The sequence below is a fragment of the Nocardioides oceani genome, from assembly GCF_030412965.1.
GTDB lineage: Bacteria > Actinomycetota > Actinomycetes > Propionibacteriales > Nocardioidaceae > Nocardioides > Nocardioides oceani.
The window spans coordinates 136,133-148,984 of sequence record NZ_JAUHJQ010000007.1 but is presented as its reverse complement, the minus strand read 5'-3'; the positions used below and the strand labels follow the sequence as shown (position 1 = coordinate 148,984).

Genomic DNA, 12,852 nt, shown 5'->3' with positions numbered 1-12,852 from the left:
GGTCGCGTCGCTTGCTCGACCCGCCTTCGCCCACGCGCCGTCCTCGTTCCTCGGACGGCGCTGCTCAGGCGTCAGGCGGAGTAGCCCCCGTCGACGTCCAGCTTCTGGCCAGAGACGAACCCGGCCCGGTCGGAGGCGAGGAAGAAGACCGCCTCGGCGACGTCGTCGGCGCTGCCGAAGCGGCGCAGCGGGATGTTGCGCCGGGTGACGGCGAGCGCGGCCTCGTCGAGCTCGCCGGAGCCGATGAGCCTGGCGGCCATGCCGTCGGTGAGCATGCCGGGCCCGACGGCGTTGACGCGGACGCCGTACCGCCCCTCCTCGACCGCCAGCGCCCGCACCATCGCCTCGACCGCGCCCTTGGGCGCAGACGACAGCCCGTCGCGGACCGGGAACCGGCTGGTCGCGGCGGTGGTGACCGCGACGACCGAGCCGCCGGCCTCGCGCAGGTGGGGCAGGGCCGGCTGGACGACGCCGAAGAAGCCGGCCGCGTCCGCGTGCAGCTGGGCCGCCATCGTGGCCGGCGCGACCCCGGACAGGTGGGTCATAGGCACGTGCGGTCCCGCGGCGTGCACCAGCGTGTGGAGGCCGCCGTGCCCCGCGACGACGGTGTCGACGACCTCCGCGGCCGCGTCGAGGTCGGCCAGGTCGAGGCGGTGCGCGTCGGCCCGCACCCCGTGCGCCCGGACCGCGTCGACGGCGGCCTCGGCGGCGTCGGGCCGCGAGCGGTAGGTCAGCGCGACGGCCGAGCCGCGGGCGGCCAGCATCCGGGCGACCGCGAGGCCGATCCCGCCGCTCCCGCCGACGACGAGCGCGCAGCCCGCGCGGTCGGCGAAGTCCCGATTCGTCATGCCTCCACCGCACGGAAGGACCGCTCGTGCCAGCCGGTCGCGCCGTCGGGCAGGACGTCGGCCTCGGCCCCGGTCTGCACAAGCCCCTCCTTGTCGGTCATCCGCACCCGCACCACGTGGTCCCCCTCCTCGACGTCGGCCTCGGCCACCCACTGCACCCAGGTGTCGTCGGTGCCGGGGTCGGCGACCTCGGCGGCCAGCCACGGCCCCCCGTCGACCGCGACCTCGACCGCCGCCACGCCCGTCGTCTGCGCCCACGCGACCCCGCCGAACCGCACGGTCCCCGCGGGGACCTCGGCGCCGGACGGCGGGACGTCGACCCGCGAGGCCATCTTGATCGGCCCGCGCTCCCCCCAGCCCTTGCCCGTCCAGTACGCCTCGAAGTCCGCGAACCGGGTCACCTCCAGCTCGCGCACCCACTTGGTCGCGGACACGTAGCCGTAGAGGCCCGGCACGACGGTGCGGACCGGGAAGCCGTGCTCGACCGGCAGCGGACGCCCGTTCATCGCCACCGCGAGCATCGCGCCGCGGTCGTCGGTGAGCGCCTCGAGCGGGGTGCCGCAGGTCCAGCCGTCGTCGGAGGTCTGCTTCACCGCGTCCGCGCCCTCCTGGACTCCGGCCTCGGCGAGCAGGTCGGCGATCAGCACGCCGCTCCACCAGGCGTTGCCGACGAGGTCACCGCCGACCTCGTTGGAGACGCAGGTGAGCGTGACCCAGGACTGGGTGATCTCGCGGGCGACCAGGTCGGCGTAGGTGATCTCCAACGGGCGGTCGACCATGCCGGTGATCCGCAGCGTCCAGTCGGCCGGCGCGATCGCCGGCACCACCAGCGCGGTGTGGATCAGGTAGAAGTCCTCGTTCGCGGTGCGCCACGGGCTGACCTCCTCCAGGTCCACCCGGGCGCGTGCCGGCACCCGCCCCTCGGTGACCCCGTCGAGCTTGAGCAGCCGGCGCGACTCCTCGACCTCGCGCCGACCCTGGCCGACCGAGCGCCCGAAGACTGCCACCGCCGCCCCGAGCGCGGTCAGCAGGCCCGCACGCAGCACGAAGCCGCGCCGCGTGTGCCGGTGCAGCGTCGGCAGGTCGCCGCCCCCGCCCGGGCCGCGGTCGGCCGCCTCGGCCTCGACCAGCTCCGCGCGGCGCAGCGGCTCGACGAGGACGAGCAGCGCCACGGCCCAGGTGCCCAGGCCGACGCCGACCGGCAGCAGGTCGACCGGCCCGGCGCCCCGCTGGGCGAGCACGGCGACGGCGCCGATCGCGGCGAGCACGAGGTAGACCACCCCGGGGCGCCACCACGACCGCCTCGCCAGCCGCCCGGCCCAGGCGAACGTCGCCACCAGGGCGGCCAGCACGAGGAGGACCAGCAGCGGCTTGCCGAGCGAGCCGAGCAGGCGGATCGCCTTCTCGGTGACCCCACCGGGCACCAGCCGGATGATCTGCTCGACCACCGCGACGACCGGGGAGTCGCGGATCGTCATCACCATGGCGACGCAGTACGACGTCGCAAGACCGGCCGCACCCGCGACGAGCCCTGCGAGCGACCACGCACCGCGAGACGTCCGCACGGGGGTGATTCTTGCTCAGGCATGATCACCGCGTGCCACCGAACCTCGCAGCCGGGATCCGCGTCGGGACCGGCACCGACGTCCACCGCCTCGTCGACGGGGTGCCGATGCACCTGGCCGGCCTCGCCTGGCCCGACGAGCCGCAGGGTCTCGAGGGCCACTCCGACGCCGACGTCGCCGCGCACGCCGCCTGCGACGCGCTGCTCTCCGCCGCCGGCCTGGGCGACCTCGGCTCGAACTTCGGAACCTCCGAGCCCGAGTGGGCGGGCGCCTCCGGCGCGGCGCTCCTCGGCGAGACCGCGCGGCGGGTGCGCGCGTCCGGGTGGGAGGTCGGCAACGTCGCGGTGCAGGTGATCGGCAACCGGCCGCGGCTGGGTCCCCGCCGGGCCGAGGCCGAGGCCGCGCTCAGCGCCGCCGCGGGCGGGCCGGTCACGGTCTCCGCGACCACCACCGACGGCCTGGGCCTGACCGGTCGCGGCGAGGGCGTGGCCGCCGTCGCCACGGCGCTGGTCGTGCGGGCGGGCGCATGAGGCACACGCTCACCACCCACGACGGGCTCACCCTCCACGTCACCACTCACGGTCGCGAGGACGCGGCGGTCACCGTGCTGCTCGCCCACTGCTGGACCGCCGACGAGGAGGACTGGCACTACCAGGTGCGCGACCTGCTGGACCGCTACGGCGCCGACCTGCGGATCGTCACCTGGGACGCCCGCGGGCACGGCCGCTCGCAGGAGGCGCCGCTCGAGGCGTGCACCATCGCCGACCTCGCGCGCGACCTCGGCGCGGTCGTCGACGCGCACGCCGCCGACGGCCCGCTCGTGCTCGCCGGGCACTCGATCGGCGGCATGACGCTGATGGAGCTGCCCGAGACGCGCCCGGACCTGGTGCACCGCGTCCGCGGGCTGCTGTTCGTCTCGACGTCCTCCGGCGACCTCGGCACCGTGACCCTCGGCCTGCCCGACGTCGGCTCGGCCGCCCGCCGCGCGATCCCGCACGTGCTGGCGCTGCGCGCGCGGCTGCTGACCCGGCGCGAGCGGCGGCGCACGCCGTCCATCGAGCGGTACGTCGTCAACCGGCTGCTCTTCGGGGAGCCGCTGCGCCTGCGGGACGCCGGGCTGGCCACCGACCAGCTCATCTGCTGCCCGCCGGCCACGATGGAGGGCTTCTACCGCGACCTGATGCAGCACGAGCGGTTGGCCGGCCTGGCGGCGTACGACGACGTCCCCGCGATCGTCCTCGTCGGCAGCGCCGACCGGCTCACGCCCCCGCCGCACGCCCGCCGGCTGGCCGGGGGCATCCGGGGGGCGCGGCTGCTCGTGGCGCCGGGGGCCGGGCACTACCTCCCGCTGGAGCGCCCGGAGCTGGTGACCGAGCACCTCGTCGCGCTCGTCGAGGGCGCCCGGGGCTGAGCCCGCGCCGGTCAGGCGGCGGCGGAGTGCTGGACGGCGCGGAACCGTCGCGCCACCAGGTCGGCCACGAACCGGTGCGCGCCGATCGGCTCGGCGACCACCGCGGCGCCGGCGGCGGCCGCCCGCCCGCGCAGGGCCTCGGCGTCCGCGCCCGGGGCCAGGACGTACGGCGTGACCACCGTGCCGCGGCCGATCACCTCCTCGGGGCGCGGGCCGGGGCCGGCCGTCGTGGCCAGCCGGACCGGCCCGGTCCAGGTGTCGGCCAGCAGCGCCGCGGCCCGGTCCAGCCGTTCCTGGGCGTCGTGGTCCTCGGACCCGGCGGCGACCATGACGACCGGACGGCCGGCGCGCACCCCGGCCGCGAGCAGGCGGGCCGCCTGGGCCGCGGCGAGGAGCGGGTGCGGACCCAGCGTGGGCCCGAAGCCACCGGCCGCGTTGAGCTGCAGCGGGACCAGCACCGGCGTCCCGCCGGAGCGGCGCAGCGCCGCCGGCAGGTCGGCGGGCCACGTCGCGACGGCGGGGACGCCGAGCGCGACGCCCGCCCGTCGGGTCACCTCGCGCGCGACCGGGCAGGACCGCTCGGCGACGGTGACCAACGTCCTCATGCCGCGGCCGCCTTGCGGTGGCCGATGTGCACGGTGCCGTCGACGACCTTGACGTCGTAGGCCGGCACGGCTGCGCTCGGGTCGTCGAGGCACTTGCCGCTGCGCAGGTCGAAGGCGTGCCGGTGCGCCGGCGACGCGACGAACGGGACATCGCCGCGGCGACCGACGATGCCCTTGGCGATGACCGACGCCTTCGCGAACGGGTCGTGGTTGCCGAGCGCGTAGACCCGGTCGTCGGCGAGCCGGAAGATCGCGATGGCCTGCCCGTGGACCAGCGCGGTCGCCGCGCGGTCGACCTCCAGGTCGGCGAGGGCGCAGACCGGCTGCCACTGGTCGTGGGCGGCTCGCGGGGTCACCGTCCGAACGTAGGTCCGCGATGTTCTGGCCCGGTTTCGTCGTGCAACAGCCGTGTAAATCGTTGCGTGCACCGGTGCCCGGACCCGGGCGGTAGCCTGCGCCGCGTGCCAGCCGCCGTCGTGATCCTCGCCGCCGGCGCCGGCACCCGGGTCGGCGCCGAGGTGAACAAGGTGCTGCTCCCCCTGGGGCCTGCCGCCGTGCTCGCCTGGTCGGTGCGCGACGCGCTCGCCCTCGACGACGTGGCCCGGGTCGTGCTGGTCGTGCGCGCCGGCGAGGCGCAGGCCGTCGCGGACGCGGTCGGCCCCCACCTCGGCGACCGCGAGGTGCGGCTCGTCGTCGGCGGGGCCTCGCGGCACGCCTCGGAGTGGCAGGCCCTCCGCGCGCTCGCCGCGGACGTCGAGTCCGGTCTCGTGGACGTCGTCGCGGTGCACGACGGCGCCCGGCCGCTCGCCGGACCCGACCTGTTCGCCCTGACGCTGGACGCCGCCCGGGAGCACGGCGGCGCCATCCCGGTCGCCCCGGTGCCGGGCGTGCTGTCGGTGGCGGGCGGTCCGCTGCCGGCCGGGCTGTCCGGCGTGCAGACGCCCCAGGCCTTCCGCGCCGACGCGCTCCTGGCGGCGTACCGCCGTGCCGACGCCGACGGCTTCGAGGGCACCGACACCGCCAGCTGCCTCGAGCGCTACCCCGACCCGGCCCGCCCGGTCCGGGTCGCGGCCGTGCCGAGCACCTCGCGCAACCTCAAGATCACCTTCCCCGAGGACGTCGAGCTGGCCCTCGCGGTGAGCGAGGGCTTCTAGCGCTCGGGCGTGGTCAGCGCCTCGAGGAGGCGTACGTCGTCCTCCCCGGCCACCCGGCGCGCCGAGGGCGGCGCGTCCGCGAGCTCGACGGGGAACCGCGCCCGCAGGTCCTCGACCAGCTCGACGAAGTCCAGTGACGGCAGCCCGTCCAGACGCGCCACGACGCTCGCCGGCAGGACGACCGGGGACGCCACCGCGACCAGGCCGGCCCGGTCCACGGTCGCGCCGACGAACCCGCCGGCCGTCTCCTTGACCGTGTCGGTGACCGGGCGGGTGCCGACGACGACGACGTCCTGCTCCGCCGCCCGCTCCAGGCACGCGACGAGGAAGTCGGTGGGGGTCATCGGGCACAGCGCGTCGTGCAGCACCAGCGGCGCGCCGGCGTCGACCAGCCCGGACCACTCGGTCCCGACGTCGATCAGGGTCACCCCGGCCTCCCCCAGCGCCCAGGACGCCGCCACGACCAGCGCCTCGCCGTGCACCAGCGCGAAGGGCAGGGAGCCGCGGCCGGACTCCACGACCGTCCCCAGCGGCCGGACCCGCTCGTCCTCGTCGTCCCAGTCGAAGTCCACGCCCCCGACCCTAGGCCCCGGGCCCGGCCACGCGGCTCGACGCGGGCCGGGCCCGGACGCGACGAGGCCCCCGGGTGGTCACCCGGGGGCCTCGGTCGACTACTGCTGCGCGAGGGGCGTCAGGAAGCGAGCACCTCGTCGAGGAGGGCCTCGGCCTTGTCCTCGTTGGTCTTCTCGGCCAGCGCGAGCTCGGAGACCAGGATCTGCCGGGCCTTGGCGAGCATCCGCTTCTCGCCGGCGGACAGGCCGCGGTCACGCTCGCGACGCCACAGGTCACGCACGACCTCGGCGACCTTCATGACGTCGCCGCTGTGCAGCTTCTCCAGGTTCGCCTTGTAGCGGCGCGACCAGTTGGTCGGCTCCTCGACGTGCGCGGCACGCAGGACGTCGAACACGCGGTCCAGGCCGTCCTTGTCCACGACGTCGCGGACGCCGACCAGGTCCAGGTTGCACGCGGGGACGCGCACGACCAGGTCCTGCTGGGCGACGATCCGCAGGACGAGGTACTGCCGGTCCTCGCCCTTGATGGTCCGCATCTCGATGTCCTCGATGACAGCGGCCCCGTGGTTCGGGTAAACAACCGTTTCGCCGACGGTGAAAGTCATATGTCAGGTACCCCTTCCTAGGGGACCATCTTATCATGCGTCTGGACCACTCCGATCGACGTTCTCGCAGGTCAGAGCCACAATGCGGTCTTGACAGACCCCAGGTCCATGTGCAGGCGGGGCCTCCGCGGGAGGGGTCTCGGAGGACGAAACCGCAGGTGAACCGCGTGGTTCGCCCGTTCCCCGACGTGACGGAGGCGATACTGCGGACATGGCGATGAGGGAGCGATTCCGGCGGCGAAGTGGTACGCCGGGGACCGATCAGGCAGGGGTCGCGACGACCGAGGGAGCGACCGTGGCGGGCGGCGCCTCGGCGGTCGCGGTCGAGGACCGCTCCCCCCAGGAGCCGCCGGCGCCCGTCGTACGCCGTCGGCGGGGCGTGCGCGACCTCGAGCCCGTCCTGCTCCTGCAGGCGGCCCACCCCAAGCAGGCGGTCCTCACCGCAGTCGGCATCGCCGCGTGCGCCGCGCTCGCCGGACGTGAGCTGCGCGAGGTCGGCGTCGTCCTCTTGACCGTGCTGGTGGGGCAGACGGTCCTCGGCTGGCACAACGACCTCGTCGACCGGCGCCGCGACGCCCGGCACGACCTGCCCGGCAAGCCGGTCGCCCAGGGCCGGCTCGAGCCGGGCTCGGTGTGGTTCGCCATCGCCTGCGGGGTGCTGCTGCTGGTGCCGCTGGCCGTCACGACGGGGATCACCGCCGGCAGCTGCTACCTGCTGTCGGTCGCGATCGGCCTGCTCGGCAACGTCGTGCTGCGGCGCGGCCTGCTGTCCTGGGTGCCGTGGGCGGCGTCGTTCGCGCTCTACCCGGCGTACCTCTCCTACGGCGGCTGGGGCGGCCAGCACGAGGGCAACCCGCCGGAGGTCCTGGTCGTCGTGCTCTTCGCGCTCCTCGGGGTCGGGGTGCACGTGCTGCGGGCGCTGTGGGGGCTGGTGCCCGACAACAAGGACGGCTGGACCTACCTGCCGCTGCGGCTCGGCCTCCGCCTGGGGGCCGCGCGGCTGCTGACGGTGACCTCGGTCTACCTCGGCGCGGTGCTCGTCGGTCTCGCGTTCGCCGGCACCTCGGTCGGACTGTCCCGGTAGCCACCGCTAGGCTGAGCCGCATCTCCGGCCGCTCACCCTGCGAGGCTCCAGACATGCTGCTCCGACGCACCACCGCGCGCGCCCTCGGCGTGCTCGTGCTGACCGTCCCCGTCCTCGGCGCGTGCGGGTTCAACCCCGCCACCGACCGGGTCAACACCATCTCGATGAGCGGCAACGACCGCTCCGGGTCGGTCGACGTCGTCGGCGCGGTCATCGTGTCCGAGCGGGCCGGGTCAGGCACGTTCCTCGCGACGTTCTCCAACAACCCTGAGGCCGACGCCACGGAGGTCGAGTCGCTCACCGGCGGCTCCGGCGCCAGCGTCGAGGCCGCCGAGTTCGAGCCCTACGAGATCATCGAGGGCGGGCTCGTCTCGCTGCTCCAGGAGGGCGGCATCCGCCTGACCGGCGACTTCGACCCCGGCGACTTCGTGCCGCTCACGATCGGCTTCTCCTCCGGCGAGGAGGTCTCGCTGACCGTGCCGGTCGTCCCGGCCTGCGACGAGTACGAAGGTCTCGACGACGCCCCCGAGGCCGAGGGCGCGACCACGTCCGACGCCGAGGCGTACGACTGCGAGGGCGTCTCGGTCGAGCCCCACGACGTCGAGGGCTCCGCGCCGCCGGAGGCTGAGTCGGAGTGACCTCGACGCTGGTGCTGCTCCGCCACGGCGAGAGCGAGTGGAACGCCAAGAACCTCTTCACCGGCTGGGTCGACGTCAACCTGACCGAGAAGGGCCGCGGCGAGGCCGTCCGCGGCGGCGAGCTGATGCGTGAGGCCGGCGTCCTGCCCGACGTCGTCCACACCTCGCTGCAGCGCCGCGCGATCAACACCGCCTGCCTCGCCCTCGACGCCGCCGACCGGCACTGGATCCCGGTGCGCCGGTCGTGGCGGCTCAACGAGCGCCACTACGGCGCGCTCCAGGGCAAGGACAAGAAGCAGACCCTCGCGGAGTTCGGCGAGGAGCAGTTCATGCTCTGGCGCCGCTCCTTCGACGTGCCCCCGCCGCCGCTCGACGACGACGCGGAGCACTCCCAGGCCGGCCTGCCGCAGTACGCCGACCTCGGCGAGGACATGCCCCGCACCGAGTGCCTCAAGGACGTCATCGCGCGCTTCCTGCCGTACTGGGAGTCCGCGATCGTGCCGGACCTCCGCGCCGGCCACACGGTGCTCGTCGCCGCGCACGGCAACTCGCTGCGCGCACTGGTCAAGCACCTCGACCGGATCGGCGACGACGAGATCGCCGGGCTGAACATCCCCACCGGCATGCCGCTGGTCTACGAGCTCGACGACGACATGCGGCCCACCGCGCCCGGCCGCTACCTGGACCCCGAGGCCGCCGCCGCCGCTGCCGCCGCCGTCGCCAACCAGGGCCGCTGAGTCACCGCGCCGGAGCGACCGGGGCACGAGGTCGGTCCGCCGCGCACGGAGATCGAGCAAGCCGCGCGGCCGGCGGTCCCTGCTGGTCGAGCAGGGAGGCGCGCCAGCACCGAGCGTCGTCGAGACCCCGTGGGCTGCCCACGGCCGCAGGGGAAGGTCACCCGCTCTCGGCGCAACGTGCGCTGCCGGGATAGTCACGGACGTTTTCGTCCTCCCGGGTGGTGGTCACGGACGTTCTCGTCCGTGACTACCCCGCCAGCCGGCGCCGCCGGCACGGCGGACGGTCAGGCGGTCACCGAGTGCGGGTTGTCGCCGGTGACGACGAAGACGACCCGGTTGGCGACCGAGACGGCGTGGTCGGCGATCCGCTCGTAGTAGCGGCCCAGCAGGGCGATGTCGACGGCCGCCTCGACGCCGTGCTGCCAGTCGTCGGCGAGCAGCTCGGCGAAGCTGCGGCGGCGCAGCTGGTCCATCTCCTCGTCGGCGCGGCCGAGCGCGATGGCGGCGGCGACGTCGCGCCGGGTGATGATCTCGGCGACCCGGCGGACCATGTCCTCGGCGACGGTCGCCATCCGCTCGATGGTGGGCCGCACCTCCTCGGGGACGGCGATGCCCGGGACGCGCAGCCGGGCGATCTTCGCGACGTGGACCGAGAGGTCGCCCATCCGCTCGAGCTCGCTGACCATCCGCAGCGCGGCGACGACCGTGCGCAGGTCGCCGGCGACGGGCGCCTGGAGGGAGAGCAGCTGGAACGCCGCCTCCTCGACCTCCTCGCGTGCCCGGTCGATGTCGGCGTCGGCGCTGATCACGCGCTCGGCCACCTCCGCGTCGCCGGTGAGCAGCGCGCGGCTGGCGTCGCCGACCGCCAGCTCGACCCGGCTGCAGATGCCGGCGAGATCGGCGAAGACGGACTCGAGCTGCTCATGGAAGGCCTCACGCATGTGACCGAGGGTCGGGCACGGTACGCAACGGGTGGCAGGCACGGGGTGAACGCCGGATGAACGTTCGTGAACCGGGCGCCCGGGCGGCGGAGCGGCCCCGCGCGCGGCCGTACGATCGCGGCGTGGACCCGACGATGCAGGCGTTCCTCGCCGCGATCATCGGGGCGCTGGTCGGTGGTGCCGCCGTGCTGGCCTGGGCGGTCAGCGAGCGGCAGCAGCACCGGCTCCCCGCGACCGACGAGCCCGTCGTCCCCGCGGGCGTCGCGACCGTGCTGTCGGTGCTCCGCAGCAGCGCGGTGGTCGTCGACGAGTCCGACGTCGTGCTGAAGGCCAGCGCGCCGGCGTACTCCATGGGCCTGGTGCGGGGGACGGTCCTCACCTCCGACGAGCTCGCCGACCTCGTGCGCCAGGTGCGCCGCGACGGGCAGATCCGGGAGACCGAGCTGCTGATCGAGCGCGCCGGCGTGCCCGCGCGCAACGTCAGCGCGCGCGTGGCGCCGCTCAGCTCGCGGCTGGTGCTCGTGCTGGTCGAGGACCGCACGCGCGAGCGGCGGGTGGAGGCGGTGCGCCGCGACTTCGTCGCCAACGTCAGCCACGAGCTGAAGACCCCCGTGGGCGCGATCCGGCTGCTGTCCGAGGCGGTCGCGGAGGCCGCCGACGACCCCGACGCCGTCAAGCGCTTCTCCGACCGGATGCTCGTCGAGAGCGAGCGCCTCGGCCAGCTCGTGCAGCAGGTCATCGAGCTCTCCCGTCTCCAGGCCGACGACCCGCTCGAGGCGCCGCAGCCGGTCGCGGTCGACGAGGTCATCGACGTCGCCGTGGACACCAGCGCCATCGACGCCTCCGCCAAGCGGATCACCGTCGTCACCGGCGGCACGACCGGCCTGCGCGTCCTCGGCAACGCCGAGCAGGTCGCGGCCGCGGTCTCGAACCTGGTCGCCAACGCCGTGTCGTACTCCGACCCCGACTCCACAGTCCTGGTGGCCACCAAGGCCGAGGACGGCATGGTGGAGATCTCGGTGGTCGACCAGGGCATCGGCATCCCCAGCCGGGAGATCGACCGGATCTTCGAGCGCTTCTACCGCGTCGACCCGGCCCGTCACCGCTCCACCGGCGGCACCGGGCTCGGGCTCTCCATCGTCAAGCACGTCGCCGCCACCCACGGCGGCGAGGTCCGCGTCTGGTCGGTCGAGGGCCAGGGGTCTACCTTCACCCTGACCCTGCCGCAGCAGGCCGACCGGCCCTCCCACCTCTCGGGCCACCACGTCTCGGACCACCTCGTCCCGGGCCCTCTTGTCCCGGACCCCGTCAACCAGGAGGAACGCCCGTGACCCGGGTACTCGTCGTCGAGGATGAGGAGAGCTACAGCGAGGCTCTCTCGTACATGCTGCGCAAGGAGGGCTTCGAGGTCGCCGTCGCGGCCGACGGGCACGCCGCGCTCGCGGAGTTCGACCGCAACGGCGCCGACATCGTGCTGCTCGACCTCATGCTGCCCGGCATCCCCGGCACCGAGGTCTGCCGCACCATCCGCCAGACGTCCAACGTGCCGGTGATCATGGTCAGCGCCAAGGACGACGAGGTCGACAAGGTCGTCGGCCTCGAGCTCGGCGCCGACGACTACGTCACCAAGCCCTACTCCCCCCGCGAGCTGGTCGCCCGGATCCGCGCGGTGCTCCGCCGCGGCCAGGAGCCGGACCTCGCGCCCGCCACCCTCGAGGCCGGCCCGGTCCGGATGGACGTCGAGCGGCACGTCGTCACCGTCGACGGGCAGGAGCAGCGGCTGCCGCTGAAGGAGTTCGAGCTGCTCGAGCTGTTCCTGCGCAACCCCGGCCGCGTGCTCACCCGCGGTCAGCTCATCGACCGCGTCTGGGGCTCGGACTACGTCGGGGACACCAAGACCCTCGACGTCCACGTGAAGCGGCTGCGCGCCAAGCTCGAGCCCGACCCGGGCGAGCCGCGCTACCTCGTCACCGTGCGCGGCCTGGGCTACAAGCTCGACCTCTAGCCCAGGAGCGGGTACGTCGGGTGGTCGCTCGGCGCCCGCCCGGTCGCCTGCAGCACGACCTCGACCGGGCTCGCGGCCGGTGGCAGCGGGCCGCCGTGGATCCGCTCGAGCACGGCGGTCGTGTGCTCGACGGCCTCCGCCGGCGGTTCACCCCACAGGTCGAGCAGGTGCACCGTCGCCTCGACGACCAGCGTCGAGACCAGGTCGCGGGCGCTCAGCACGTGGCCCTGGGTGGACACGAGGGCGTCCGGGTCCGCGGCGGCGGCCGCCCGGGCCGCGGCCCCGGCGGTCTCGGCCCACTCCGCGAGCAGGCCGGCGCTGCCGTCGTACGCCGCAGCGGCACGGACCACGAACCGGGCATGGGCGGCTCCACCGTCGCCCTCGTCCGGCCGGAAGCCCCGCCAGTACGTCGCCGCGTCGACGTCCGCCGGCCCGGCCGCCGGCGTGGCCAGCGCGACCAGCGCGCGGCGGGCGTCGAGCAGCTGGTGGAGCAGCAGCTCGCGCACCGTCCACGCCTCGGCGCGCGAGGGCTGCGCGAGGTCCTCCTCCGAGCGCACGCGGAGCGTGTCGGTGATGGCGGCGTACACCTGGTCGAGCACGCGGGGCCGGTGCCCGCCCGGGGGCTCGGGCGAACCTGGCAGCCGATCGCGCATCGACGTCCGGAAACCGCGTGTCGACCGTCGGCAC

The 12,852-nt window shown here is 74.9% G+C and carries 16 protein-coding genes; 8 read left to right on the top strand and 8 right to left on the bottom strand.

Features of this window, described 5'->3' with window-relative positions; translation table 11 throughout:
• Window positions 1–71: 71 nt before the first annotated feature.
• Complete coding sequence (locus QWY28_RS16620) at window positions 72–848, bottom strand: SDR family NAD(P)-dependent oxidoreductase (RefSeq protein ID WP_300953683.1); 777 nt, start codon at window positions 846–848, stop codon at window positions 72–74.
• Window positions 845–2,413 (bottom strand): molybdopterin-dependent oxidoreductase, encoded by a 1,569-nt coding sequence (locus QWY28_RS16615; protein WP_300953682.1) that lies wholly within the window; start codon window positions 2,411–2,413, stop codon window positions 845–847. The genes QWY28_RS16620 and QWY28_RS16615 overlap by 4 nt, the downstream gene beginning before the upstream one ends.
• A gap of 32 nt (window positions 2,414–2,445) precedes the next feature.
• Between QWY28_RS16615 and ispF the strand changes: the two genes are divergently transcribed.
• The gene (gene ispF, locus QWY28_RS16610; RefSeq protein WP_300953681.1) at window positions 2,446–2,943 is read left to right on the top strand and encodes a 2-C-methyl-D-erythritol 2,4-cyclodiphosphate synthase; all 498 of its coding nucleotides are present in this window, start codon (window positions 2,446–2,448) and stop codon (window positions 2,941–2,943) included.
• The gene (locus QWY28_RS16605; RefSeq protein ID WP_300953680.1) at window positions 2,940–3,824 is read left to right on the top strand and encodes an alpha/beta fold hydrolase; all 885 of its coding nucleotides are present in this window, start codon (window positions 2,940–2,942) and stop codon (window positions 3,822–3,824) included. Before ispF ends, QWY28_RS16605 begins: the two co-directional genes overlap by 4 nt.
• Before the next feature lie 11 nt (window positions 3,825–3,835).
• Here the strand turns inward: QWY28_RS16605 and QWY28_RS16600 are convergent, their stop codons facing one another.
• Both QWY28_RS16600 and nirD read right to left on the bottom strand, forming a co-directional pair.
• Window positions 3,836–4,429, bottom strand: coding sequence for a sirohydrochlorin chelatase (locus tag QWY28_RS16600; protein WP_300953679.1), 594 nt, complete (start codon window positions 4,427–4,429; stop codon window positions 3,836–3,838).
• Window positions 4,426–4,785, bottom strand: a complete 360-nt coding sequence (nirD, locus tag QWY28_RS16595; protein ID WP_300953678.1) for a nitrite reductase small subunit NirD — start codon at window positions 4,783–4,785, stop codon at window positions 4,426–4,428. Before nirD ends, QWY28_RS16600 begins: the two co-directional genes overlap by 4 nt.
• 105 nt (window positions 4,786–4,890) lie before the next feature.
• On the opposite strand from nirD, the gene QWY28_RS16590 reads away from it, so the two are divergent.
• A complete protein-coding gene (locus QWY28_RS16590; protein ID WP_300953677.1) occupies window positions 4,891–5,583 on the top strand; it encodes an IspD/TarI family cytidylyltransferase in 693 nt (230 codons plus the stop codon).
• Here QWY28_RS16590 and QWY28_RS16585 read toward each other — a convergent pair.
• Complete coding sequence (locus QWY28_RS16585; protein ID WP_300953676.1) at window positions 5,580–6,155, bottom strand: 2-C-methyl-D-erythritol 4-phosphate cytidylyltransferase; 576 nt, start codon at window positions 6,153–6,155, stop codon at window positions 5,580–5,582. The genes QWY28_RS16590 and QWY28_RS16585 overlap by 4 nt on opposite strands.
• 119 nt (window positions 6,156–6,274) lie before the next feature.
• Entirely contained in the window at window positions 6,275–6,760 is a 486-nt protein-coding gene (locus QWY28_RS16580; RefSeq protein WP_166194061.1) for a CarD family transcriptional regulator, read from the bottom strand.
• Between the two features lie 295 nt (window positions 6,761–7,055).
• Here QWY28_RS16580 and QWY28_RS16575 point away from each other — a divergent pair, with 295 nt between their 5' ends.
• From QWY28_RS16575 to QWY28_RS16565, 3 genes are read left to right on the top strand one after another with little or no spacing between them, the layout of a single operon-like run.
• Window positions 7,056–7,844, top strand: a complete 789-nt coding sequence (locus QWY28_RS16575) for a UbiA family prenyltransferase (protein ID WP_300953675.1) — start codon at window positions 7,056–7,058, stop codon at window positions 7,842–7,844.
• Window positions 7,845–7,897: 53 nt separating this feature from the next.
• Window positions 7,898–8,482: a hypothetical protein gene (locus QWY28_RS16570; protein ID WP_300953674.1), complete on the top strand. Its 585-nt coding sequence runs from the start codon at window positions 7,898–7,900 to the stop codon at window positions 8,480–8,482.
• The gene (locus tag QWY28_RS16565; RefSeq protein ID WP_300953673.1) at window positions 8,479–9,219 is read left to right on the top strand and encodes a phosphoglyceromutase; all 741 of its coding nucleotides are present in this window, start codon (window positions 8,479–8,481) and stop codon (window positions 9,217–9,219) included. The genes QWY28_RS16570 and QWY28_RS16565 overlap by 4 nt, the downstream gene beginning before the upstream one ends.
• Window positions 9,220–9,503: 284 nt before the next feature.
• On the opposite strand, the gene phoU is transcribed toward QWY28_RS16565, so the two are convergent.
• The gene (gene phoU / locus QWY28_RS16560; RefSeq protein ID WP_300953672.1) at window positions 9,504–10,160 is read right to left on the bottom strand and encodes a phosphate signaling complex protein PhoU; all 657 of its coding nucleotides are present in this window, start codon (window positions 10,158–10,160) and stop codon (window positions 9,504–9,506) included.
• 122 nt (window positions 10,161–10,282) lie between these two features.
• Between phoU and QWY28_RS16555 the strand changes: the two genes are divergently transcribed.
• Both QWY28_RS16555 and QWY28_RS16550 read left to right on the top strand, forming a co-directional pair.
• Window positions 10,283–11,491 (top strand): sensor histidine kinase, encoded by a 1,209-nt coding sequence (locus tag QWY28_RS16555; protein ID WP_300953671.1) that lies wholly within the window; start codon window positions 10,283–10,285, stop codon window positions 11,489–11,491.
• Complete coding sequence (locus tag QWY28_RS16550; protein ID WP_300953670.1) at window positions 11,488–12,165, top strand: response regulator; 678 nt, start codon at window positions 11,488–11,490, stop codon at window positions 12,163–12,165. The genes QWY28_RS16555 and QWY28_RS16550 overlap by 4 nt, the downstream gene beginning before the upstream one ends.
• On the opposite strand, the gene QWY28_RS16545 is transcribed toward QWY28_RS16550, so the two are convergent.
• Window positions 12,162–12,764: a maleylpyruvate isomerase N-terminal domain-containing protein gene (locus tag QWY28_RS16545; RefSeq protein ID WP_300953669.1), complete on the bottom strand. Its 603-nt coding sequence runs from the start codon at window positions 12,762–12,764 to the stop codon at window positions 12,162–12,164. The two genes, QWY28_RS16550 and QWY28_RS16545, sit on opposite strands and share 4 nt — an antisense overlap.
• Window positions 12,765–12,852: the final 88 nt, after the last annotated feature.